We start from the raw sequence: 22,091 nt of genomic DNA on the forward strand, positions 1-22,091 counted from the left end.
GTCGAGCTCAGTGACGGTGACCACTGATGCGGTCGTGCATACAGCTTTGCATTAAGCGTTCAAAATCGGCTTTTGACACATGAATCAGGTGTTCGTGATCACCCGCTTCCAGCCAGAAATCAGGTGCCTCCAGCAATTGTTCGTCCCAGATGACGTTAATGCCATAAGCCTGACCAAAGGAAGGGATGGCCCCGTGTTCGCAATCGAAAAAAATGTTTTCCAGTTCATCCTCGTCAGCGAGTACCAAGTGCCGGTCAAATACCTGATTCAGGGTGTGGCGTAAAACCCGATTGCTGGCCGGAATCACGGCCATGGTGTAGTGGAAGTCCTCGTCCCGGAATACAACGCCTTTGATCAGAGCGGTCGCGGGTATGTTGGCACTTACGGCGGTATTGTAAGAGCCTTCGGTATAGGGGTGATGTACGACATCAAAATCGATGTCTTTGGTTTTGAGAAAATTATCCAAAGTAACCGCAACGCCCATAAGCCACCTCCAGTGAGTGTGACCAGCGGAACGCGCAGGCATCGTGGGATGCATCAATGGTACGGCAGACCAAGCTTCAGGCAACTTGAGCTGGGTTCAACTCAAGCCTGAGTCAACGACAGCGGTTCCGTCTGGTTAGCTGTTCTTGTCGAGCCTTGTTGTAAGTATACGTGCAATCCGGCTTTTTGAAGTTTAGTTTGTGACTTTGCTGTTAGTTTTGGTCACGCGTGTTGCCGGGGTTTACAATTTGGTGTCTTCCATTAATGCATTGAGTTGACGGATTCGCTCTTCCAGCAGAGTGCGCTTCATGTAGTTGTCTTTCACCAGCGCCAGGGCATTTTCAAGTTGCTGTCTGGCCTTGTCGAGCACGCCGTTTAGGATGAAGTATTCCGCCCGGGCCGTGTGAACCCCGTAAATATTGCCCGCCAGACCATGTGCTTCAGCCAGCAGATACCAGACGTAGTCGTCTTTGGGGCGGCGCTTGATATGAGCCGTAAGGACTTCTTCACACAGCGGGTAGTTGCCGTTGCGCATCAGAAGTTCGGCGTAGCGCACGGTAAGCGGGTGGTTGCCCGGCTGTTGTTGCAGGTGTTGCTCAACCAACTGCAGGGCGCCGGTAAAGTCTTCCTGCCCGGCCAGAGTATCGGCGCGGGCCATGACATAGGCCACTTTATCCGGGGACTGTTGCAATAGCGGGATAATGGCTTCAGTGGCTTGCTGATACTGGTGAGACTTGTTCAATGCGATCACCAGACCATAGCGGCTGGCTTCTTCGGACAAGGTGTCACCTTCAAGTTCGCTGCGGAATCGCTTGACCGCTTGTTCCGGTGTCTCCGTGTGCAGCAGGGTGGCGCGGGCCCGCATCAGGTGAAAATCGAGGGAGCTGGGGGTCGACCTTTTGGGGTATTTTTGGGCGCGATTGAGAGCGTCGGCAATACGGCTTTCGGTGACCGGGTGCGTCAGCAGGAATTCCGGAGGGCGTCTGCTGTAGCGGGTGGTACGGAGCATGCGCTCGAACATTTCAGCCACGGAGTGAGGATCCATTTCCGCCGCCACCATGGTTTGCATGCCGATGCGATCGGCCTCCTGCTCGTTTTGACGACTAAAGCGCAGTTGCGAGTCGAGGGCTGCGGCCTGAGTGGCGGTGATGGCCGCCAGGCCGGCATCGCCACCGGTGGTCGCTGCTATCACCAGGCTGGCGAGCATGGCTGCCATCATGGGAATGGTGTTTTGCTGTTGCTTGGCGACACTGCGGGCAAAGTGGCGCTGACTCAGATGAGCCAATTCGTGGCTGAGTACCGAGGCCAACTGCCCTTCGGACTCGGCGTGCAAAAACAGCCCGGTATGGACACCGACAACACCGCCGGGCACGGCAAATGCATTCATGCTGGGATTGTTGACCACCACCAGTTCGAGTTTGTTCTCGCTCAGTTGACTGTGACGAGCCAGGCGGTTTAGCAATTGTTCCAGATAAACGTAGGTCAGTGCGTCGGAGTTGGCGGGGACTTTACTGCGAAACGAACGCAGCCAGGCCTGACCCAGCTCGTATTCTTTCTGGGGCGAAATGGTTGCGCTGGTGCTGTCACCCAGAGAGGGCAGATTGTAATTTTGTGCCTGGGATACGGTCGGCTGAAACATCAAAGCGCCGGCAAACAATGCTCTTTGTAAAAACTGTTTGGCGTGTTTTAAATCGAAGGACACAAAAAAATCCAGTGGTTATTTATTATCGGATAACAGCAAGTGTATAGGGTCTGGTTACGATCGGGTATCATTTCAGGCTATTATTCTGGCTCTATTTTTGGATGATGTAATTGATGGATATTACTCAGGAAATTGACGCTCGTGGATTGGAGTGTCCCATGCCTTTATTAAAAGCCAAATTGGCTCTCAATAAGTTGGACTCTGGTGCCACCTTAAAAGTTCAAGCGACCGATGCCGGCTCCGTCAGGGACTTTAAAACCTTTGCTGAATTAAGTGGCAATCCCCTGCTGTCCAGTGATGAAAGCGACGGCGTATACACCTACATATTACAAAAAGCCTGACAGGGACTGGCCATGTTTAAGATCTTGAGAAATTGGATTGATCGCTATCTTGGCAATGAAGAAGCGGTACTGTTTGCCATGTTGCTGATTGCGGCTGTGGTGATTGTCTGGAGCCTCGGCAGTGTCTTGACCCCGGTTTTTGCCGGTATTGTGATTGCCTTTTTGCTGCAGGGGTTGGTTGACAGGCTCAAAGACTGGGGTATGCCCCACTGGGCTTCGGTGACGGTCACCACTCTGCTGTTGGTGCTGGTACTGGTTATTACTTTGCTGTTTGTATTGCCAGTGATCTGGCAGCAAAGCACCAAGTTGATTGGGGAGGTGCCGGCCATTTTGGCAGAGGGGCAGGAGCAGTTGATGTTGTTGCCGCAAAAATATCCACAGTTGATTTCCGAAGTGCAGATCAATCAGATGATTGAGTTGGCTGGACACGAAATTGGCCAGCTGGGGCAGAGCCTGGTGAGTATGTCGGTGGCCAGTTTGCCGATGTTGGCTACCTTGCTGATTTATCTGATTCTGGTGCCCATTCTGGTGTTCTTTTTCCTCAAGGATAAAGATCAGATACTCGGTTGGTTGGGCAATATGCTTCCGGCTGAGCGCCCCATGATGCGTCAGGTTTGGCATGAGATGAATGCCCAGGTCGCCAATTATGTGCGCGGCAAAGTCATCGAAATTCTGGTGGTGGGCGTAGTCTCCTGTATTGCGTTTGCGCTGCTGGGACTGAAGTACGCTCTGTTGATGGGATTGTTGGTGGGCCTGTCGGTTGTGATTCCCTACATTGGGGCTGCGCTGGTGACCATTCCGGTGATGGTGGTGGGCTTCTGGCAGTGGGGCATGGGCAATGAATTCTACTGGTTGTTTGTGGTCTACACGGTGATTCAGGCGCTCGATGGCAATGTGCTGGTGCCGCTGCTGTTTTCAGAGGCGGTTAATCTGCACCCGGTGGCCATCATTTTGGCGGTGCTGGTGTTTGGTGGTCTCTGGGGCTTCTGGGGCGTGTTCTTTGCCATCCCTCTGGCGACTTTATTCAAGGCCATTGCCAGTGCCTGGCCGGTGGCCATGCATAAGCTTGAAGCGTCTGTGGATTAGCCTTACGACACAATAACTATTTAACACGGAGCTCCTTATGGGCAATCGTCCAGCAATCTGCTTTTTGATCTTACTGGTGTGGGGACTGACGGGTTGTGATGCCGAATTGTCTTCATCGAAAAACAAGGATGAGTCAGGTGAGCTGACACAAGCAGCAGCGTCCGGTGATGTTATTCCCGGTGTGGTTATTAAAGGCGACAGCGACCCCAGAACTTATCGTTACCTGTCATTGGCTAATGATCTGCGGGTGGTGCTGATATCAGACCCTGAAACCCAAAAGGCTGCAGCTTCACTTGATGTGGCAATTGGCAGTGCTGACGACCCGCGAGACAGAGAAGGGCTGGCTCACTTTCTTGAACACATGCTGTTTTTGGGGACTGAAAAGTACCCGGAGCCCGATGCCTATCAGAGTTTTATTTCCCAGCAGGGGGGCAGTCACAACGCCTACACCAGCCCCGAACATACCAACTACTTTTTTGATGTGAAAGCCGAAGCCTTGCCCGAGGCATTGGACCGGTTTTCCCAGTTCTTCACCGCGCCACTGTTCACTCCGGAATACGTCGATCGTGAGCGCAACGCAGTGCACTCTGAGTACCGGGCAAAAATCAAAGACAGCTACCGCCGCGAGCGGGACGTCTATCGGGAAATTGCCAGCCAGTCTCATCCCATGTCCAAGTTTACGGTGGGCAGTCTGACAACACTGGCTGATCGCGACGGTGATCTCGTGCGTGATGATTTGCTCGACTTCTACCAGCGCTATTACTCCTCTGATCGCATGACTCTGGTCGTGCTGGGGCGGGAGTCACTGGACGATCTGCAAACTCTGGTTGAGCCCTTGTTTAATTCCGTGCCCTTGCGCAAGGCCGACAAGCGGATCGAGGGACAATCACTGTTCGATGACGATTTGTTGCCTGTGCAGCTGCGTGTCCAGTCGGAAAAGCAGGAACAGCTGTTGTCACTGATGTTTCCCGTCAGTTCAGCTCGTGATTACTACCGGCAAAAACCTTTGCAGTATCTGGGCAATCTGCTGGGGCATGAGGGTGAGGGCAGTCTGTTTGCGCTGTTGAAACAACAGGGGTGGGTAGAATCTCTGAGTGCCGGCGGCTATGCCAGTGGGCGCAATCAGGGCGTGTTCGAAATCAGCATGCGGCTTACTGCCGATGGCTATCGCAACAGGGATCAGGTGGTGGCCATGACCATGGCCAAGATTGATCATATTCGCCAGTCCGGCATTGAAGCCTGGCGATTTGCGGAGCAAAAAATGCTGGCGGATATTGCTTTCCGATTTGCAGAGAAAGGTAAGCCCATTGGAGCCGTCAGTCGCCTGTCGAGACAAATGCACGATTACCCGGTGACGGATTATTTGCGCGGCGCTTTCCTGTTTGCCGAGTTTGATAAAGATCTGATCGCGTCTTATCTGGCGCAGATGACAACCGACAACCTGTTGCTGCAGCTTACCAGTCCCGATGAGGTTACCGACCGACAAAGTAGCCTTTACAGCACGCCATACAGTGTTGAGCCATTACCTCCTCTGATGGAGGCTGATGATGAGCTGCTGGCACAGCTGTCCCTGCCGCCAGTGAACCCGTTTGTCCCTGAGCAATTGGGTCTGAAACCAAAGCCTGCGGGATCATTCGAGTTGCCTCGTCAGCTTGAATCTGCTGACGGGCTGGCCTTGTGGCACCATCAGGATCAAACATTCAATGTGCCTAAATCGCGGTTCGCCGTTCGGGTTAAAACGCCACTGATCGGTGACAGCCCGGACAACGCTGCCCTTGGCCATCTCTATGCCGCGCTGGTTAACGACCAGCTCAATGCCTTTTCTTACCCGGCCTTGCTGGCGGGTCTTTATTTTGATTTCGGGGCCAATACCCGAGGTTTTGATATCAGTGTCGGTGGCTATAGCGATCGCCAACAGGTGTTGTTGAAAGAAGTTTTGAGGGTAGCGCGTCAGGCGGAATTTAGCCCTGAACGTTTTCAGGTGTTGCGCGAGGAGCTGCTTAAAAGCTGGCGTAATACTCGCCAGTTAACCCCTTACCGACAATTATTCCGTCGAATCAATACCACGCTCTACAGCCCGGGCTGGGATGATATGAGTATGGCGGATGCAGTGGCTTCAGCCAGTTTTGAGCAGTTACAGAATTTTGCTTCTGAGGTGTGGGCGGGGTCTGAACTGACGATGTTTTCCTCCGGTAATGTGACTGAGGAGGAATCCCTGCAAATGGGCGAGTTGCTGCAGAGCGCATTATTGCTTCCCTCGGATAATAAGCCGGTTGCGGCCAAAGTGGTGGATCTCAAGGTGGGACAGGTGCCTCATTATGGTTTTGCAGTAGACCACGACGATGTCGCGGCAGCCCTGTATTTGCAGGCTGATGACGACTCAATCGAATCACGGGCCTTAAGTGCTTTGTTACAGCAAAATCTGAAATCCGCATTTTTTCATGAACTGAGAACCCAGCAGCAATTGGGCTACATCGTTTTCGTGACCGGACTCGAGTTAAAGAAAGTGACCGGCAGCTTGTTTGTGGTGCAGTCGCCTTCCACCCCACTGCCCGATGTGGTGGCTGCGATTAATCATTTTCTGGCTGAGCAGTTGGGCGATTTTGATGATTTTGAATCCCATCGTCAGGCGTTGTTGCAGAAGCTGCGCGAGCCACCAAAAAATCAGATGGAGCAGGCCACGCGCCACTGGCGACAGATTCTGGGCGAGGACCATGAGTTTGATGATCGGGAGTTGATGGCATCCTATATCGAGTCTCTTAGCAAAGAGCGTTTTGTTGAACAGGTGCGTGGGGTTCTGGCCGCACCTCAATCCATGTGGTTCAGTGCCAGTCGCAATCAATTTGTTATAGAAGGAACGCAAGCGGTGCAAGATGTTCAGGTGTTCAAAGGTGAGCAGGAGGCGTTCCAATACCCTTGAGGAGAGTGCGACTTTAGTCGTAATAAGCCCGTTGATGAAGCCAAATGACGAAATAGTGTCACAATCATTTGGTATTCTTCAAAATTATTTTCGTTATTCATATAGAAAATAATGGTCTGTTCTATATATAATAGACCTGCCGGTCATTTCGTGGCTGGTGGTTATTTATTGGAATAAGCAAAGAAGTCATCAACGAGGATTCTTGGAATGCAAGAGGATATCGATTCCCTTGAAACCAAAGAGTGGATGGATGCATTGCATTCAGTCATTCGTTACGCAGGAAAAGAGAGAGCCTCTTTTCTGCTGCAAAAGCTGGCACAGGGTGCCACCCATGCTGGCGTAAAACTGCCCCAGGCCATTGTTACTCCCTATCGCAACACCATTGCGCCATCCTCGGAAAAGCGCATGCCGGGTGATCTGTTCATGGAGCGCCGGATTCGCTCGCTGATTCGCTGGAATGCGCTGGCCATGGTCATGCGCGCCAACGACAACGATGAGGGGCTGGGCGGCCATATCTCCACGTTTTCCTCGGCGGCAACCCTTTACGATATTGGTTTCAATTATTTCTTCCGCGGCAACGATCAATCACCGGGCGATCTGATTTATTTTCAGGGGCACTCGGCACCGGGCATGTATGCCCGCTCCTATCTGGAAGGCCGCTTCGATGAAGATCAGCTCGACAACTTCCGACGCGAAGTGGATGGGCATGGGCTGTCTTCCTATCCGCACCCCTGGCTGATGCCGGATTACTGGCAGTTCCCCACCGTCTCCATGGGGCTGGGGCCGATTCAGGCCATTTATCAGGCACACGTCATGCGCTACATGTCGGCCCGGGGACTGTCCCCTCGTGGCGATCGAAAAGTGTGGGCGTTTCTGGGTGATGGTGAGTGTGATGAGCCGGAATCATTGGGCGCCATTTCTCTGGCTGGCCGCGAGCAGCTGGAAAACCTGATCTTTGTGGTCAACTGCAACTTGCAGCGCCTTGATGGCCCGGTACGTGGCAATGGCAAAATTATGCAGGAACTCGAAGGTGTGTTCCGTGGTGCCGGTTGGAATGTCATCAAGGTGGTCTGGGGGCGGCATTGGGATCAGTTACTGGAAAAAGACAAAACCGGTCTACTGCAAAAGCGCATGGACGAAGTCTGTGATGGCGAGCTGCAGAACTACAAGGCCAACGGTGGCGCCTACACCCGTGAGCATTTCTTCGGCAAATACCCGGAACTGTTGGAACTGGTCAAAGACCTGAGCGATGAGGACATCATGTACCTCAATCGCGGTGGTCACGACCCTTACAAGGTTTATGCGGCCTACGCCGAGGCCATGGAGAGCAAGGGGCAGCCCACTGTAATTCTGGCCCAGACCGTAAAAGGGTACGGCATGGGTGATTCTGCCGAGGCGCAAAACGAAACACACTCGGTGAAAAAGCTGGATCTGGAGAGCCTCAAACGTTTCCGCGATCGCTTTGGTATTCCCATCAGTGACGAAGAATTGAAGAATGTTCCCTACTATCGCCCTGCACCGGATAGCCCGGAGATGGTGTATATGCAGAACCGCCGTAAGGAATTGGGCGGGCCAATTCCGTCGCGCCAGGCGGGTTTTGATGCACTGGAAACCCCATCAATGGATGCCTTTAAGGCGCAGTTAAAAGGCAGCGGTGAGCGCCAGATTTCCACCACCATGTCGTTTGTGCGGATTCTGTCGTCACTGGCGAAAGATAAAAATATCGGTGAGCGGGTGGTGCCCATTGTGCCGGACGAAGCCCGTACTTTTGGTATGGAGGGTATGTTCCGCCAGCTGGGTATCTATTCTTCTGCCGGTCAAAAATACACCCCCCACGATCACGACCAGATCATGTTCTACAAAGAGAGCAAAAAGGGGCAGATCCTCGAAGAGGGTATTAACGAAGCGGGTGCCATGTCGGCCTGGATTGCCTGCGCCACGGCATACAGCAGCAGCGATTGCCCGATGATACCTTTCTATATTTATTACTCCATGTTCGGGTTTCAGCGTATTGGTGATCTGGCTTGGGCGGCAGGCGATATGCAGGCTAGGGGCTTTTTGATCGGTGCTACGGCCGGCCGAACCACCCTCAATGGTGAAGGTCTGCAACATCAGGATGGTCACAGCCATATTCTGGCCAATACCATCCCCAATTGCCGCACCTACGATCCAGCTTACGGTTTCGAACTGGCGGTGATTATTCAGAACGGTATTGAGCGCATGTTCAATCAGCAGGAAAACTGCTTCTACTACATCACCACCATGAACGAAAACTACGTTCACCCGGAGATGCCGGTGGGTTCTGAAGAGGGCATCATTCGCGGTGGTTATCTGTTGCAGGAGAGCAAGCCCACTGACAAGCACGTTCAGTTACTGGGTGCCGGTACCATTTTGCGTGAGGTTGAAGCGGCGGCTGAATTGCTGCAGGCGGACTTTGGCGTTAGCGCGGATGTATGGTCATTGACCAGTGTTAACGAGCTGACTCGCGATGGCCTGGCCTGTGATCGCTGGAATTTATTGCACCCGGAGGAAGAACCCAAGCAAGCCTATCTGACAGAGCAGTTGCAGGGCCGCAAGGGGCCGGTGATTGCTGCTTCCGATTATATGAAAGCCTATATGGAGCAGTTGCGCGCCTATGTGCCCGGTAATTTCTCAGTGCTGGGTACCGATGGTTTCGGTCGCAGTGATACCCGTAAGAAGTTGCGTCACTTCTTTGAAGTGGATCGCTATTTTGTGGTGATCGCGGCGCTGAAGGCGTTGGTTGATGAGGGCGAGTTGAGTCGTGATGTGGTCACCAAGGCCATAGCGAAATACGGCATTGATGCGGACAAGAAAGATCCGATGAAGTCCTGAGTGTGATCAGAGTAGAGAGAATTTTGAGGAGATAAAGTGACTACTGAGACGATTCTGGTACCGGATCTTGGCGGCGCTGAAAATGTTGATGTGATTGAGGTGTGTGTCGCGGTGGGTGATACCATCGAGGCCGAGCAATCACTGCTGGTGTTGGAGAGCGATAAAGCCTCCATGGAAGTGCCAGCTCCCAAGGGCGGCAAAGTGGTTGCTCTGCATGTTAACGAGGGTGATAGCCTGTCAGAAGGCTCCAAAATATTGGAGCTGGAATTGGCTGGCGAAAGTGATGGCGATAGCGATGCTGAGAGTTCTGTAGCCGCGGTTCAGCCTGAAGCGCCAGCAGTAGAATCAGTTGCCGAGCCCGCCGTTCAGTCTGAGCCGGTCGCGGCAGCGGCGGTTTCCGAGCAGGAAGTGCCCGTGCCTGATGTGGGCGGCAGCGATGCGGTTGAAGTGATTGAAGTCTGCGTTCAGGTTGGTGATGAACTGGCGGAGGGGGATTCGCTGGTGGTGCTGGAAAGCGATAAAGCCTCCATGGAAATTCCAGCGCCAGCGGCAGGTAAAGTCGTTGCAGTAAAACTGTCTGAGGGTGACAAGGTTCACACCGGTGATGTGATTGCCATTATGGCAGTGGAGACCTCAGCGGCTTCCGCTGCGGCGGCCAGCGAGCCAGCCTCTGAATCACCTGTTAAAAATTTACGACGTTCCATGCAAGTCAACTCCGCACCTGCACCTGCACCTGCACCGAGCCATGCGCCTGCGGTGGATGCAGTCTCGGACACTCAGATACCCGACAGTGATATGCCCGGCATTGATGTGGCAGGACACGCCGGCCCCGCTGCCCGCAAACTGGCCCGTCAGCTGGGCGTGGATCTGACCAAGGTGGTTTCCTCCGGGCCACGCAGTCGGGTAACCCGTGAAGATATTCGCAATTATGTGCAAAAAGTGGTGCAGCAGGTTGAGAGTGGTAAAACGCCAGTGGCATCCGGTTCCGGTATTCCACCGATTCCCGAGGTGGACTTTGCCAAATTCGGCGAAGTGGAGATGGTCAAGTTGAGCAAGATTGCCAAGGTGACGGTACAGAATATGTCCCGCTCCTGGCTTAATGTGCCTCATGTGACCCAGTTTGATGATGCCGACATCACCGAGCTGGAAGACTTCCGCAAGTCCATGAAGGCCGAGGCCGAACAGCGCGGTGTGAAACTCACACCCTTGCCGTTTTTGATGAAGGCCGCTGCCGCGGCTCTGGTTAAAGAGCCTTCCTTTAACGTGTCCCTGCACGCCGATGGTGAGCACAAGGTTCAGAAAAAGTACGTGCACATTGGTATGGCCGTCGATACCCCCAATGGTTTGATGGTGCCGGTGATTCGCAATGTGGATCAGAAGAGCCTGTGGCAACTGGCTGAGGAAACCGCCGTCATGGCAGCCAAGGCTCGCGCCGGTAAGCTCATGCCCAATGATATGCAGGGTGGCTGTTTTACCATTTCCAGTCTCGGTGCCATCGGTGGCAACGGCTTTACTCCGATCGTCAATGCCCCTGAAGTGGCGATCATGGGGGTGTCCAAGGCTCAGATCAAGCCGGTGTGGAATGGTTCGGAGTTTGTGCCAAGGCAGATGCTGCCATTGACCGTGTCCTACGATCACCGTGCCATTAATGGCGCTGATTGCGGGCGCTTCTTTACCTATCTGGTGGCAATGCTGTCGGATATTCGCAAGCTGCTTCTATAGCGACTACAGGTTGGGCTGTGACGCAGTCCATCCTGTCAGTGCTCTGGCTTGTGGATAGGGGTTGGTCAGAGCAGGGTAGTGATATTGCTGCAGGTAGTGAATAAATTTCAAGGTGCGAAAGCCATCGAACCATAGGTGAAAATGACTGTGGTGTTGCGATGGCTTTTTTTGTTGCAGGTGTTGCCAGAGATGATCAATACCGGCGTCGCTCAGGGCTGACGTGATCTCGCTCGGCAATTGCGCCATCAGGGATTGTGGTTCAATGCCTGTGGTTTGGCTTGTTCCTATTTCATCCAGTAATTGTTTCAGGCAGGCAAACACTTGTGGATTGTAATCGCGCAATGACGACCCTTCCCCGGTAATGATTTTCTCCACCGCCGGGCCGGTACCGAAGGGCACCCGGTGCGACAAGCGAGGTTGCAGGGTGATGGTGTTATGCGCCGTTGCTGGCAATTGTTGAATGGCGCCGAGTTTGGCCAGTTTATTCAGTAAATAGAAATCTTCACCGCCGGCGCGTTTGGGGAAGCCCCGCGCCTGACAATAGTACTCAATGTGAATCGCGAGAATGCTGCCGAGGGTATGAAAGGCGTAGGGCGAGCCCGCCCAGCGCAGTCCCTCGACGTAGTAATTCAGGCGCTGCTGATAGTGTTGGGTGGCCTTGCTGATGGGGCAGTCGGATACCCGTTTGTGCTGGTAGGGATAGAGTCGCGCGGCTGTTTTATCCTTGTTACTGTCCGTCGTTAGATAATTGTCGGGCAGCTCCGCGTCTGCGTCGGTACTGTGAACCCAGGGGGTTTGTAATTGGCCGAGGTGAAACAATTGTGCTGCCAGATCGCAGCCGATCTTGCGCGCCAACCCCACCCCCTGTTTGCGCGGAATGGCTTGGTGATTGCGGTCTACCAGCAGTACTCCCCAGTCGCTATTGCCCAGTAGGGTCAGTGTGTTGTGGTGCCAGAGGGTTGGCAGTTGTTGCTGCAGATAATCCATCAGTTGCAGGTTGCTGGCCGGTAGCTCGCGGTGTTCCGGTCGATTGATCACCAGAATCAATAAGCCATGATGGCTCGGCAGCAATCCCCGATCACCGATCAGTTGCGGCAAGAAATCCGGTCGCTCGTCGTAAGCGGGAATCACCACGCACTGTCGATAGCGGCAGTGGGCAGGAAAGTCGGTCAGGACTGAGCACTCCGGCTCGGCGTAGTGATCCAGGTATTTGCTAATGGCTCTCATCAGTGCAGGGCGGAGCGGATTGGCAGCTCGCGCACAATTTCCGCTTCAATATCCAGCAGTTCGTCCATGCGCTGTTCCACCACCTCTTTGGGAAAGTACTCCAGAGCCAGATCGTAAAACAGGGTGTTGTGACGGCCTTCGGATTCGGCAATGGCCACATAAAAACGTTTCAGTTTGCCTTCCGGCAGAGCTTCCCCAACCAAGCCAAAACGCTCGCAGCCTCTGGCTTCGATAATGCCGGCAGTGATCAGGCGATCGAGAAAATAAGCGTCGCTGCCTTTGCGGATAGCCCTACGAAATTGGTTGATGTAGGGATCTTTTTCGTCGGCGCTGAGTTGCACGCCTCGCTCCATCATGATTTTTACCACGGAGCGAAAGTGGGTCATTTCTTCAATGGACAAGTCCATCATGGCGTCCACCAGTTTAAAGCGATCGGGGTAGTGGGACAGCATGGAAATGGCCATACCGGAGGCCTTCTTTTCGGCCGCGGCGTGGTCTTGTAAAAAAGTATCGAAGTCGGCCAGTACGGCATCAACCCATTGGCTGGGGGTGGAATATCTCAGTTCAAACATAGTTTACGGCTGTATTTTATGACTGCTCAGTCTATAATCGGGCCTTCTATGATACTGGCTGTGGCTGCCGGAAAGAAGTTGGGAAAAGCAGTCGCTTAAATAACGCCGGGCGAAACGTCGCAATTGATCTCATTAAGAGGATTTTTAGAGCATGATTATCAAGCCCAAAGTACGTGGTTTTATCTGTATCAACGCCCACCCGCAAGGTTGTGCGGCCCATGTACAGGAGCAAATTGACTACATCAAAGACAAGGGGCCCATTGCCGGTGCCGCCAAAAACGTTCTGGTGATTGGCTGTTCTACCGGTTACGGTCTGGCTTCGCGCATTACTGCGGCCTTTGGTGGTGGTGCCAATACTCTGGGTGTCTGTTTTGAAAAGCCACCGACTGAAAAGCGCACCGCCTCAGCCGGTTACTACAATACCGCCGCCTTTGAAGTGGCGGCCAAAGAGGCCGGCCTCTACGCCGAAACCATCAACGGTGATGCCTTTTCGCACGAGTGCAAAGACAAGGCCATTGCCATGCTTAAAGAGCAAATGGGCAAGGTGGATCTGGTGGTTTACAGCCTGGCTTCTCCAAGGCGTCAGGACCCGGACAGCGGTGAGCTGTTTACCTCGGTGCTCAAGCCCATTAACGAAGGCTACACCGCCAAGAACCTCAACACCGACACCCTGAAAATCGGTGATGTGACGGTAGAGCCGGCTAACGAAGACGAAATCGCCCAGACCGTCAAGGTGATGGGTGGTGAAGATTGGGAGTTGTGGATCGATGCTTTGCAAAAAGCGGATCTGCTGGCGGATAACTGCAAAACCGTTTCCTACACCTATCTTGGTGAAAAGCTGACCTGGCCCATTTACGGTCACGCTACCATTGGAAAGGCCAAGGAAGATCTGGATCGAGCCTCGGCTGCCATCAATGAAAAGCTGGCCTGTTTGGGTGGTGACGCCCATGTATCGGTACTGAAAGCGCTGGTTACCCAGTCCAGTTCGGCCATCCCCATTATGCCGCTCTACATTTCTCTGCTGTACAAGGTGATGAAGGAAGAGGGCACCCACGAAGGCTGTATCGAGCAGCTGTATCGTCTGTTTACCGAAGGCCTCTACACCGACAGCCCGCGTCTGGATGACACCAATCGCTACCGCATGGATAATCTGGAGTTGTTGCCAGAAATTCAGGCCAAGGTTGAAGAACTATGGCCTCAGGTAACCGAAGAGAATCTGATGCAGATTTCTGACTACAAAGGTTACAACGAAGACTTCCTGCGTTTGTTTGGTTTTGGTTTTGATGGCGTTGACTACGAAGCCGATACCAGCCCGCTGGTAGAAGCGGACTTTAAATAAGTCTGTTCGCTGTATAAATTGCCCGGCACTGTGAGTGATTAGGGCCTAGGGAGCGCCGTTCATTACTTTATAATGAGCGGCGTTTTCATTTCAGCTATTGATTGGGGGAGTTATGGCCGATTTACATACCACGCTGGTGCATTTTGATCTGGAGCCGGGCAAGCCGGTACAAATCAGCCCGCTGGTGCAGCGTTTGACGGCGGATAACGCCAGTGTGTTTACCGGGCCAGGCACCAATACCTATATTGTCGGCACAGAGCGTTTTACCGTGATCGACCCGGGCCCCAATGATCAGGCTCACATTGATGCGATTATGGCGGCTACGGGTGGCCGTATCGATAAAATTCTGGCCACTCATACCCATGAAGATCACTCCCCGGCGGCAGTGCCTTTGGCGGAGTTAACCGGAGCCGAGATATTCGGTTTGCGCGCAGACAGCAGCTACGAGTACATCGACAAGACTTTTCTTCCCGAGCAGGATGTCACCGAAGGCCAGATCATCGAGGCTGAAGGTTGTCGACTGCGTTGTATTCTGACCCCGGGACATCTGCGCCAGCATGTCTGCTTTTTACTGGAAGAAGAGCAGCTGTTGTTTACCGGTGATCATATTATGCAGGGGGCAACCGTGGTGATTGTGCCTATTCACGGTGGCTCCATGCAGGATTATTTCCACTCTTTGCAGAAGCTCAAGGGTATGGGGATTGAACGGTTGGCGCCGGCCCACGGTCATGTGCTGCAACAGGCTGAGCAGGTGATTGATGAACTCTATGCCCATCGTGTTGCCCGGGAAAATACCATTCTGGCGGTGCTCGCCGAGCACAAGAAAGGCACCGTAGAGGAATTGGCGCCACTGGTTTATCCGGAGTTGGAAGGCGAAATTACCAAAGGTGCGCTGGCCATTCTTTGGGCTCACCTGCAAAAGCTAGTGGATGACGGTCGTGCCAAGCGCACCCATGAGAAGCATTGGATTGTGGGTGAAGAGATTTGGGAGATCATCGAGTAAGTCATTTCTGCCGGTCGGTCGCCAGGGATAGGGGTTGGAGACACGCCGTGAACCCATCCATGGGGGCTCTTTATAGACATCCCTGTCTATAAAGGTCTCCAACCCCTATCCCTGACACCCTCCCTACATTGTGCCTAACTCGAATCTTGTGGGGAGTGAGGGAGGGTGCAGGGGAGTCGCTTTTGAGACCGTTTGCCTGGGCAGTAAACTGCTCCTGCGTTAACTGCATTCACGCCATCCATGGCGCTTGGATGCGGCAACCGAGCTTACAGGGATGTATTTACAGCGTGTCTCAAAAGCGACTCCCCTTTGGCCGACCGGGAACAGAGCCCTGTATCCGTCATTCCTTATTATTTTTCACTTTCAGCCAAAGAAAAGTGGCGCGGAACTTGTGTCCGGCAAGGGGCGTAAGTAACATTAGCCCCTTTGCGTGACCCCGATGGAGACGAGACGATGATGCAAGGTAGTATGGTTGCCCTGGTGACCCCGATGCTGGCCAATGGTGAGCTGGATTGGGACAGTCTCCATAAACTGGTCGACTGGCATCTGGAGCAGGGTACTGACGCCATTGTGGCGGTAGGCACTACCGGTGAATCAGCCACATTGAATGTGTCCGAGCACCTCGCTGTGATTAAAAAAGTGGTTGATCAGGTGAATGGTCGCATTCCCGTGGTTGCCGGTACTGGCGCCAATTCTACTGCTGAAGCTGTGGAGTTGACTCAGTCCGCCAAGAGCGCCGGTGTTGATGCCTGCTTGCTGGTAACTCCTTACTACAACAAGCCGACTCAGGAAGGCTTGTTTCAGCACCACGAATTTATTGCCAAATCCGTAGCCGTACCGCAATTGCTGTACAACGTACCGGGTCGTACTGGCATCGATATGGATAAAGAAACCGTACAGCGACTCAGTGCCATTGATCACATTGTTGGTATTAAAGAAGCCACCGGTGAGATCGATCGGGCCAAGTGGTTGGTGGAAAATACTCCGGATGATTTCCTGATCATGTCCGGTGATGATGAGACTGCGGTGGAATTGATTCTGGCTGGCGGCAAAGCCAATATCAGTGTGACGGCTAACGTTGCTCCAGCCCAGGTGGCCAAAATGTGTGCTCTGGCTCTGGAAGGTAAAGCCGATGAAGCTCGGGCCATTAACCAGCAGTTGATGCCTGTGCACAATGCCATGTTTGTTGAGTCCAACCCGATTCCGGTCAAATGGGCTGTCGCCGAGATGGGCCTGATGCAACACGGTCAGCGTCTGCCGTTGACCCGATTGGCTGACTCTTATCACCAGCAGGTGCGTGAAGCACTGAGCGGTGCAGGGATCTTGTAATTCTAGCTTTTAAGATGAAAACAATAATGATGAATCGCCTATTTTTGAGAGCCTCTCTGGTTGGCTCCCTGACTTTCATGGTTGGCTGCAGTTCTCTGTTTGGACCTGAAGGATACTTCCGCAATCGCGGACACGACTACCTGAGATCCGATGTGATCGAGCCCATGAAGGTGCCTGATCAGGTAGAGACCTCTTCGATTGATCAGCTCTACAATATTCCGCCAGTGGCCGAAGATGAAATGCTGTACAGCGACTCTTTCGAAGTGCCCAGACCTTTGCCAATGGCCGCTGCCGTCATGGAAGATCGGGTGAAAATTCAAAGTCTGGCTGAGCGTCGCTGGATTCTGGTCAATGCCTTGCCGGCCGAAGTTTGGCCGCAAATTCGTGCTTTTCTGGCCCAGAACAAGCTGGATGTGATTTATACCAGTGCCTCTGAAGGTGTGATGGAGACCAGTTGGTTGAAGTTTCAGGACAATCAGTCCTCCAAGGATAAATACCGGATCAAAATTGATTCCGGCATTCAGCCGCGTACTACCGAAATCCATGTGCTGCACATGAGCATGCCCTGGGGCGTTCCTGGCAGTGGCCAGGTTAACTGGCCTACTCGCTCAACCAGCTCTGAGCGTGAAGGTTGGATGTTGGACGAACTTGCAGCAACTCTGGCTGTGAATGCCGCACCGGGTTCATCGGCCTCCCTGTTGGCCCAGACTATTGGTGTCAGCGATCGGGTTAAACTGATCTCCGACGCAGGTGAGCCGGTTCTCAGTCTTGGTCTTGATTACACTCGTGCGTGGGCGACAGTCAATCACGCTCTGACCACTGAAGGCTTTACGTTGTGGGAATCTGACGATGTGGTTGGTGTGCATTACATCAACTATCAGAAGTCCGAAGACGAAGAAGAAGTGGTGTTTGAAGACACCACAGGTAAGAAGCAGGGCTTGATGGGCGGCTGGTTCGACTTCAAAGGTATGCTGGAGTTTGGTGGTGATGATAAGGCTGAAGAGGCAGAGGCGTCTCAGGAGCCGGTTCAAAAATCCTCTGCACCCTATTCTCTGCAGGATATTCTGGCTAACCTGAAGCTGGAAGAAAGTGCAGCCAATAACCGCATTTTTGCCGACATCAACGCCACGTCTGATGTCTCACTCAGCAGTGCCCCTGGCTACCTTGTGGTGGTTCGTGGCTGGGATGGTGAAGTGCAGGTAAGGGTGCGTGATGCTCTGGGTCGCAACCTCGATCCGCGTCAGGCGAGACAACTGCTCAAGCAAATCCGCCTGAATCTGATCTGATTGTTCTCGGCTTATGCGCTATGCATCATTAGGTAGCGGTAGCCGGGGCAACGGGACACTTATCCAAGCCGGTGATCAACTGGTGCTGCTCGATTGTGGCTTTACCATCAAAGAGGTGGAGCGACGCATTGAGCGGCTCGGTTGTGGCGTTCAGGATATAACCGCTGTTCTGGTTACCCATGAGCACGCCGATCATCTCAAGGGCGTGGCGCCTTTGGCGCGTAAGTACAAACTGCCGGTCTATATGACCCCGGGTACTTTTCGCAGCCGTGACCATGGCAAGCTGCCCAAACTGCATTTGATCGAAGGCTTCAGGCCCTTTGAGCTGGGTGATCTTGCGGTGGAGCCTGTGGCGGTACCCCACGATGCGCGCGAACCAGCGCAGTTTATCTTCAGCTATCAGCAGCTTCGCCTTGGTGTGCTGACGGACCTTGGAAATATCAGTGCTCATGTGGAAGAGAGCTATCGCGATTGCGATGCCCTGGTTCTGGAGGCAAACCACGACCCCCACATGCTGGCGTCGGGGCCATACCCCATTTCTCTCAAGCAGAGGGTTGGGGGAGCCTGGGGGCACCTGAGTAATGCCCAGGCGGCGGGTTTTCTTGAGCGTGTCAATTTGCAGCGGCTAAGGCAGCTGGTGGTCGCCCATATCAGTCAGCAGAACAACTCCCGTGAACGGGCCGAAGAGACCCTGTCTCACATCGTCTCTGATATTCCAGAGGTTGTCTTTGCCTGTCAGGATGAAGGCTTCTCCTGGATGAGTCTCTGATCCCTTGCTCTGGTGACCTACGTTGCTGGATTTTGTTTAAGTTGGCACTTGCTAACACCCTGTTTGGGGGGGTGATTTTTGTTGGGTGTCACTTTTTTCCACACTTCCTAAGTTTTGTTAACTTTTTTTAATATTTTCTATTGCGTTTCTTTTTTTACTGTAAAAAAATCGTTAAGTCATTGAATTATAGGGGAAAGTTAATTTAGGTTGTTTTTTGATCAAAATGTTAAACCCCCTTTATTTTCAGTGTTTAGAAACTATTTTCTAATCATATCAACAGAGATATCCACAGAAGTTGTGGATTGTTTTGTGGCTCTGTTCCGATGGTTGTACAGGGTGCCCTGTGCAAGTGCAGAACTGCTGTGAATCTATGGAATTTGTGACCTGACTCTGACAGAATTAAAGTGCCTCGGCGTTAGAGAGGTGCGACAGAAGGGGTTCCCCTTTGTCATGCTGGAAGTGCTGTTTATGGATAAATGGAGAGATCAGAGTTGGAAGATCGTCGCGAATTTGAACGTAAGGTAACCTCGGTTCGGGTGGAGATGGAGCATCCTTCGTGTGGCTACCTGGCCGGTTTTGCCCGAGATATCTCCGATGGCGGCGCTTCTGTTCTGGTTAATTCATCGCAGCTGCCACCTGTAGGCACTTTACTCAACGTTCGCTTCAGTCGATTGATTGGGCGCATAAACGAAGATTCGGTTCCGATGAAAGTGGTGAACCTGCGCCGCAATGTTATGGGGCTGATGTTTGTGCCTGAAACATCAATGGTTTCAGGCCAGAGTTAAGGTCGACACTGCTCTGGGATTGTCAGGTCACCTGTGTAAGATTTTTGCAGTTGCCTAAGGTCCCCACAGTCGAGATTGCTGTTGTTGGCTAAATCCAGCTTTTGCAGCTTGGGTAGCGTCAGTATCTCTGGTGCGCTTTGCAATTGGTTGTCATTGAGCAGCAGGGTTTCAATACGCCCCATTTTTCCTAAAGCCTGAACCCGTTGTAGCTGGTTGTTGCCAAGATTGACGTGGCTCAGATTGCTGAAGACCTCGAGCCCATCCAGGCTTTTAATGCCCGCGTGAGAGCAGCTTAACAAGGTTAGCTGTTGGGGTGAGGTGATGTTTTGATCTTTGATGGTTTGGTCCAGACAGTTTTGCAGGCTTTTATCCGCAGTTTGAAAGTCGGTGAAGAGAGCAGGTGGTGTGTGTACCACAGTTTCGTTGAGGGTGAACTGGTATTTGCTGCAGGCACTCAGGGAAAACAGTGTGATTAAAAGCAGCGCGAGTTTTATTGGCATTTGCAAAGTATCCGGGTAATTCGTTCGGCCGGGTGACGGCTGTTGTAGAGATCACAGGGTATAATGGATACAATCAATTGCAAAGCAGTGGCCCACCAGCGATGGGCTTACCACAAGCATACAAAGGAGATGGCTATGCGCATTCTGGCAGTTGTTTTGATGACTTTTCTGGTTGGTTGTACTTCCATTGATCCCTATACCGGGCAGCAAAAGACAAGTAATACCGCCAAGGGTGCCGGCATTGGTGCCATTACCGGGGCGGTGGTCGGTGTGGCTACGGCCAGTAAAAAGGATCGCAATAAAGGCGCGTTGACTGGCGCTTTGGCTGGCGGTGCTATCGGCGGTGGCGTTGGCTACTACATGGATCGTCAGGAAGCGGCACTGCGTGCTCGTCTGGAAGGCACCGGTGTCCGGGTCCGACGTGAAGGTAATATGATTCAACTGGTAATGCCCGGTAATATCACCTTCGCTACCGGTCAGAGCGATATCCGTGGCGGCTTTTATGAAACCCTGAATTCCGTTGGTGTTGTCCTCAAAGAGTTTGAAAAAACCACCATTCGCGTCAGTGGGCACACGGATTCCACCGGTGGCCTTGATCTCAATCAGCGCCTGAGCGAAGCGCGGGCCAACAGCGTTAAGCAATATCTCCAGAGTCAGGGTATTGTCTCTGGTCGAGTTCATGCAGTGGGTTACGGACCGCGTTACCCGATTGCTTCCAATGATACCCCTGAAGGCCGTCAGGCCAATCGCCGGGTTGAACTGGAGTTGCAACCTCTTACACAGTAGCAGTGGCTGCATCTGCAAAGGAATGATGTAGGGCGACCGGAGTGCCGGTCGCTTTTTAAGGATGCCAAATGAGTCGAATCAAACCCCCTCAATCTGATAACAACAGCTTTGATCCTGTCCGGCTTCGCCAGTTTGCGGCGTTTGAGGCCATGGACTCCCATCAGCTGATTTTATTGGCTTCCAGAGCCAAGTATCTGCAGGTTGAGAAGAAGGTCCAGCTTTTTTCTCACGGTGATATCGATACCAACGAATTCTTTCTGTTGTCCGGTGATGTCGAGATGCTGTCGGCCGACGGTGTTAAATACGTTGTTAAATCGGCTGACCAGACGGCAAAACGACCTCTGGCTAGGCTGCGTCCGAGGCAGTACACAGTGACTACTCTGAGCGCCTGTGAATTGGTGGTGCTGGATGCCGATCTGATTGAAGAAATTCAGGGCGCTGAATCTCAAGCGGCCAGCGGTGGTGACAGTTATGCGGTCAATGAGGTGGGCAGTATTGAGGAGTACGAATCTCAGGAAATCCTGATGTCGTTCAAGCAGGCTCTGAAAGACAATTCCTTCGTTTTGCCCAGTCTGCCAGAGGTGGCCATCAAGGTGCGCCGTCTGTTGGAGGACGATGATTGTGATGTCGACAAGGTGTCAGCGGTGGTCAATACCGATCCGGCCATTGCCGCCAAGTTGATTCGGGCTGCCAATAGCCCTATCTATCACGGTTCCAGTCAGTGTGATACCACCAAGGCGGCCATCGTGCGTCTTGGTTTGGAAACCACCCGGCAGCTGGTGATCAGTTTTGCGATGAAAGACCTGTTCAACAGTTCGTCTGATATGCACAAGCAGAAAATGCAGGGCGTCTGGCGGCACAGTGTCGAGGTGGCGGCCATCAGTCTGGTGATTGCGCGCATGGTGAGAATGCCCGAGTGCAGTCCCGATGAGGCTATGCTGGCGGGCTTGTTGCACGACATCGGGGTGATTGCGGCCATCGGTTTTCTGGAGAGCCGACAGGAAGATATTGAATCGGATGAGAAGTTTGAGGCCACGCTGGAATTGATGCGGGCGGATGCCGGTGAGGCGATATTACGCTCCTGGCGTTTTCCTGAAGATTTTATTGTGGCGGCCCGTGAGGCCAAAAACTGGACGCGGCAACATCGATCGTCTGCGGATCTGTGTGATGTGGTACAGATCGCCAAATTGCACAGCTATATCCGCGCCGGCAATGCCAAGTTGCTGCCCCGAATCGATAAGGTGCCGGCGTTCTCAAAGCTGCCTTTGGGTGAAGTCACCCCGGAGCTGACCATCAAAATTCTGGATGAATCCAAGGCCCAAATTAAAGAAGCCCGACAGTTATTAGGGCAATAGGGTCTGCCCAGATTTCAGCGGGATTGTCTTGCA

At 52.9% G+C, this 22,091-nt stretch carries 18 protein-coding genes; 13 read left to right on the forward strand and 5 right to left on the reverse strand.

Annotated features, from left to right (window positions below; all coding sequences use genetic code 11):
* Positions 1–7 precede the first annotated feature (7 nt).
* Together ACPXV9_RS10280 and ACPXV9_RS10285 are read right to left on the reverse strand one after the other, a co-directional pair.
* On the reverse strand, positions 8–484 hold the full coding sequence (locus ACPXV9_RS10280) for an aminoacyl-tRNA deacylase (protein WP_423896572.1): 477 nt from the start codon (positions 482–484) through the stop codon (positions 8–10).
* A 240-nt stretch (positions 485–724) separates the two neighbouring features.
* Positions 725–2,185 (reverse strand): M48 family metalloprotease, encoded by a 1,461-nt coding sequence (locus tag ACPXV9_RS10285; RefSeq protein ID WP_423896575.1) that lies wholly within the window; start codon positions 2,183–2,185, stop codon positions 725–727.
* Positions 2,186–2,298: 113 nt separating this feature from the next.
* Between ACPXV9_RS10285 and ACPXV9_RS10290 the strand changes: the two genes are divergently transcribed.
* The 5 genes from ACPXV9_RS10290 to aceF all read left to right on the forward strand — a co-directional run bounded on the left by ACPXV9_RS10290 (position 2,299) and on the right by aceF (position 11,107).
* Complete coding sequence (locus ACPXV9_RS10290; RefSeq protein ID WP_423896578.1) at positions 2,299–2,526, forward strand: sulfurtransferase TusA family protein; 228 nt, start codon at positions 2,299–2,301, stop codon at positions 2,524–2,526.
* A 12-nt stretch (positions 2,527–2,538) separates the two neighbouring features.
* Positions 2,539–3,612, forward strand: a complete 1,074-nt coding sequence (locus ACPXV9_RS10295; protein ID WP_423896580.1) for an AI-2E family transporter — start codon at positions 2,539–2,541, stop codon at positions 3,610–3,612.
* A 37-nt stretch (positions 3,613–3,649) separates the two neighbouring features.
* Positions 3,650–6,532, forward strand: coding sequence for an insulinase family protein (locus ACPXV9_RS10300; RefSeq protein ID WP_423896582.1), 2,883 nt, complete (start codon positions 3,650–3,652; stop codon positions 6,530–6,532).
* A gap of 207 nt (positions 6,533–6,739) precedes the next feature.
* A complete protein-coding gene (gene aceE, locus ACPXV9_RS10305; protein WP_423896585.1) occupies positions 6,740–9,385 on the forward strand; it encodes a pyruvate dehydrogenase (acetyl-transferring), homodimeric type in 2,646 nt (881 codons plus the stop codon).
* A 36-nt stretch (positions 9,386–9,421) separates the two neighbouring features.
* A complete protein-coding gene (gene aceF, locus ACPXV9_RS10310) occupies positions 9,422–11,107 on the forward strand; it encodes a dihydrolipoyllysine-residue acetyltransferase (protein WP_423896587.1) in 1,686 nt (561 codons plus the stop codon).
* Between the two features lie 3 nt (positions 11,108–11,110).
* Here the strand turns inward: aceF and ACPXV9_RS10315 are convergent, their stop codons facing one another.
* Entirely contained in the window at positions 11,111–12,334 is a 1,224-nt protein-coding gene (locus ACPXV9_RS10315; protein WP_423896589.1) for a hypothetical protein, read from the reverse strand.
* The gene (locus ACPXV9_RS10320) at positions 12,334–12,906 is read right to left on the reverse strand and encodes a tRNA-(ms[2]io[6]A)-hydroxylase (protein WP_423896592.1); all 573 of its coding nucleotides are present in this window, start codon (positions 12,904–12,906) and stop codon (positions 12,334–12,336) included. Before ACPXV9_RS10320 ends, ACPXV9_RS10315 begins: the two co-directional genes overlap by 1 nt.
* A 151-nt stretch (positions 12,907–13,057) precedes the next feature.
* Between ACPXV9_RS10320 and fabV the strand changes: the two genes are divergently transcribed.
* The 6 genes from fabV to ACPXV9_RS10350 all read left to right on the forward strand — a co-directional run bounded on the left by fabV (position 13,058) and on the right by ACPXV9_RS10350 (position 19,417).
* A complete protein-coding gene (gene fabV / locus ACPXV9_RS10325; protein ID WP_423896594.1) occupies positions 13,058–14,245 on the forward strand; it encodes an enoyl-ACP reductase FabV in 1,188 nt (395 codons plus the stop codon).
* A gap of 112 nt (positions 14,246–14,357) precedes the next feature.
* Entirely contained in the window at positions 14,358–15,248 is an 891-nt protein-coding gene (locus tag ACPXV9_RS10330; protein ID WP_423896597.1) for an MBL fold metallo-hydrolase, read from the forward strand.
* Between the two features lie 453 nt (positions 15,249–15,701).
* Positions 15,702–16,577, forward strand: coding sequence for a 4-hydroxy-tetrahydrodipicolinate synthase (gene dapA, locus ACPXV9_RS10335; RefSeq protein ID WP_423896599.1), 876 nt, complete (start codon positions 15,702–15,704; stop codon positions 16,575–16,577).
* Positions 16,578–16,603: 26 nt separating this feature from the next.
* Positions 16,604–17,863, forward strand: a complete 1,260-nt coding sequence (gene bamC, locus ACPXV9_RS10340) for an outer membrane protein assembly factor BamC (RefSeq protein WP_423896601.1) — start codon at positions 16,604–16,606, stop codon at positions 17,861–17,863.
* A 13-nt stretch (positions 17,864–17,876) separates the two neighbouring features.
* Complete coding sequence (locus ACPXV9_RS10345; RefSeq protein ID WP_423896604.1) at positions 17,877–18,632, forward strand: MBL fold metallo-hydrolase; 756 nt, start codon at positions 17,877–17,879, stop codon at positions 18,630–18,632.
* A gap of 491 nt (positions 18,633–19,123) precedes the next feature.
* Positions 19,124–19,417, forward strand: a complete 294-nt coding sequence (locus tag ACPXV9_RS10350; protein ID WP_423896605.1) for a PilZ domain-containing protein — start codon at positions 19,124–19,126, stop codon at positions 19,415–19,417.
* Here the strand turns inward: ACPXV9_RS10350 and ACPXV9_RS10355 are convergent.
* Positions 19,414–19,917, reverse strand: a complete 504-nt coding sequence (locus ACPXV9_RS10355; RefSeq protein ID WP_423896607.1) for a leucine-rich repeat domain-containing protein — start codon at positions 19,915–19,917, stop codon at positions 19,414–19,416. The two genes, ACPXV9_RS10350 and ACPXV9_RS10355, sit on opposite strands and share 4 nt — an antisense overlap.
* A 135-nt stretch (positions 19,918–20,052) precedes the next feature.
* On the opposite strand from ACPXV9_RS10355, the gene ACPXV9_RS10360 reads away from it, so the two are divergent.
* Together ACPXV9_RS10360 and ACPXV9_RS10365 are read left to right on the forward strand one after the other, a co-directional pair.
* Entirely contained in the window at positions 20,053–20,703 is a 651-nt protein-coding gene (locus ACPXV9_RS10360) for an OmpA family protein (RefSeq protein ID WP_423896609.1), read from the forward strand.
* 68 nt (positions 20,704–20,771) lie between these two features.
* Positions 20,772–22,058 carry an HDOD domain-containing protein gene (locus tag ACPXV9_RS10365; protein ID WP_423896611.1) on the forward strand — a complete coding sequence of 429 codons (1,287 nt, stop codon included), beginning with the start codon at positions 20,772–20,774 and terminating at the stop codon, positions 22,056–22,058.
* The last annotated feature ends 33 nt before the right edge of the window (positions 22,059–22,091 follow it).

Origin of the sequence: Candidatus Pelagadaptatus aseana (assembly GCF_040362265.1) — a bacterium.
GTDB classification, from domain to species: domain Bacteria; phylum Pseudomonadota; class Gammaproteobacteria; order Pseudomonadales; family Cellvibrionaceae; genus Pelagadaptatus; species Pelagadaptatus aseana.

Excerpts from the sequence above, each read along its gene's own strand:
- ACPXV9_RS10280 (WP_423896572.1), bottom strand. The coding sequence starts at position 484 with ATGGGCGTTGCGGTTACTTTGGATAATTTTCTCAAAACCAAAGACATC.
- ACPXV9_RS10290 (WP_423896578.1), top strand. The coding sequence starts at position 2,299 with ATGGATATTACTCAGGAAATTGACGCTCGTGGATTGGAGTGTCCCATG.
- ACPXV9_RS10295 (WP_423896580.1), top strand. The coding sequence starts at position 2,539 with ATGTTTAAGATCTTGAGAAATTGGATTGATCGCTATCTTGGCAATGAA.
- ACPXV9_RS10300 (WP_423896582.1), top strand. The coding sequence starts at position 3,650 with ATGGGCAATCGTCCAGCAATCTGCTTTTTGATCTTACTGGTGTGGGGA.
- aceE (WP_423896585.1), top strand. The coding sequence starts at position 6,740 with ATGCAAGAGGATATCGATTCCCTTGAAACCAAAGAGTGGATGGATGCA.
- ACPXV9_RS10315 (WP_423896589.1), bottom strand. The coding sequence starts at position 12,334 with ATGAGAGCCATTAGCAAATACCTGGATCACTACGCCGAGCCGGAGTGC.
- ACPXV9_RS10320 (WP_423896592.1), bottom strand. The coding sequence starts at position 12,906 with ATGTTTGAACTGAGATATTCCACCCCCAGCCAATGGGTTGATGCCGTA.
- fabV (WP_423896594.1), top strand. The coding sequence starts at position 13,058 with ATGATTATCAAGCCCAAAGTACGTGGTTTTATCTGTATCAACGCCCAC.
- ACPXV9_RS10330 (WP_423896597.1), top strand. The coding sequence starts at position 14,358 with ATGGCCGATTTACATACCACGCTGGTGCATTTTGATCTGGAGCCGGGC.
- dapA (WP_423896599.1), top strand. The coding sequence starts at position 15,702 with ATGATGCAAGGTAGTATGGTTGCCCTGGTGACCCCGATGCTGGCCAAT.
- bamC (WP_423896601.1), top strand. The coding sequence starts at position 16,604 with ATGATGAATCGCCTATTTTTGAGAGCCTCTCTGGTTGGCTCCCTGACT.
- ACPXV9_RS10345 (WP_423896604.1), top strand. The coding sequence starts at position 17,877 with ATGCGCTATGCATCATTAGGTAGCGGTAGCCGGGGCAACGGGACACTT.
- ACPXV9_RS10355 (WP_423896607.1), bottom strand. The coding sequence starts at position 19,917 with ATGCCAATAAAACTCGCGCTGCTTTTAATCACACTGTTTTCCCTGAGT.
- ACPXV9_RS10360 (WP_423896609.1), top strand. The coding sequence starts at position 20,053 with ATGCGCATTCTGGCAGTTGTTTTGATGACTTTTCTGGTTGGTTGTACT.
- ACPXV9_RS10365 (WP_423896611.1), top strand. The coding sequence starts at position 20,772 with ATGAGTCGAATCAAACCCCCTCAATCTGATAACAACAGCTTTGATCCT.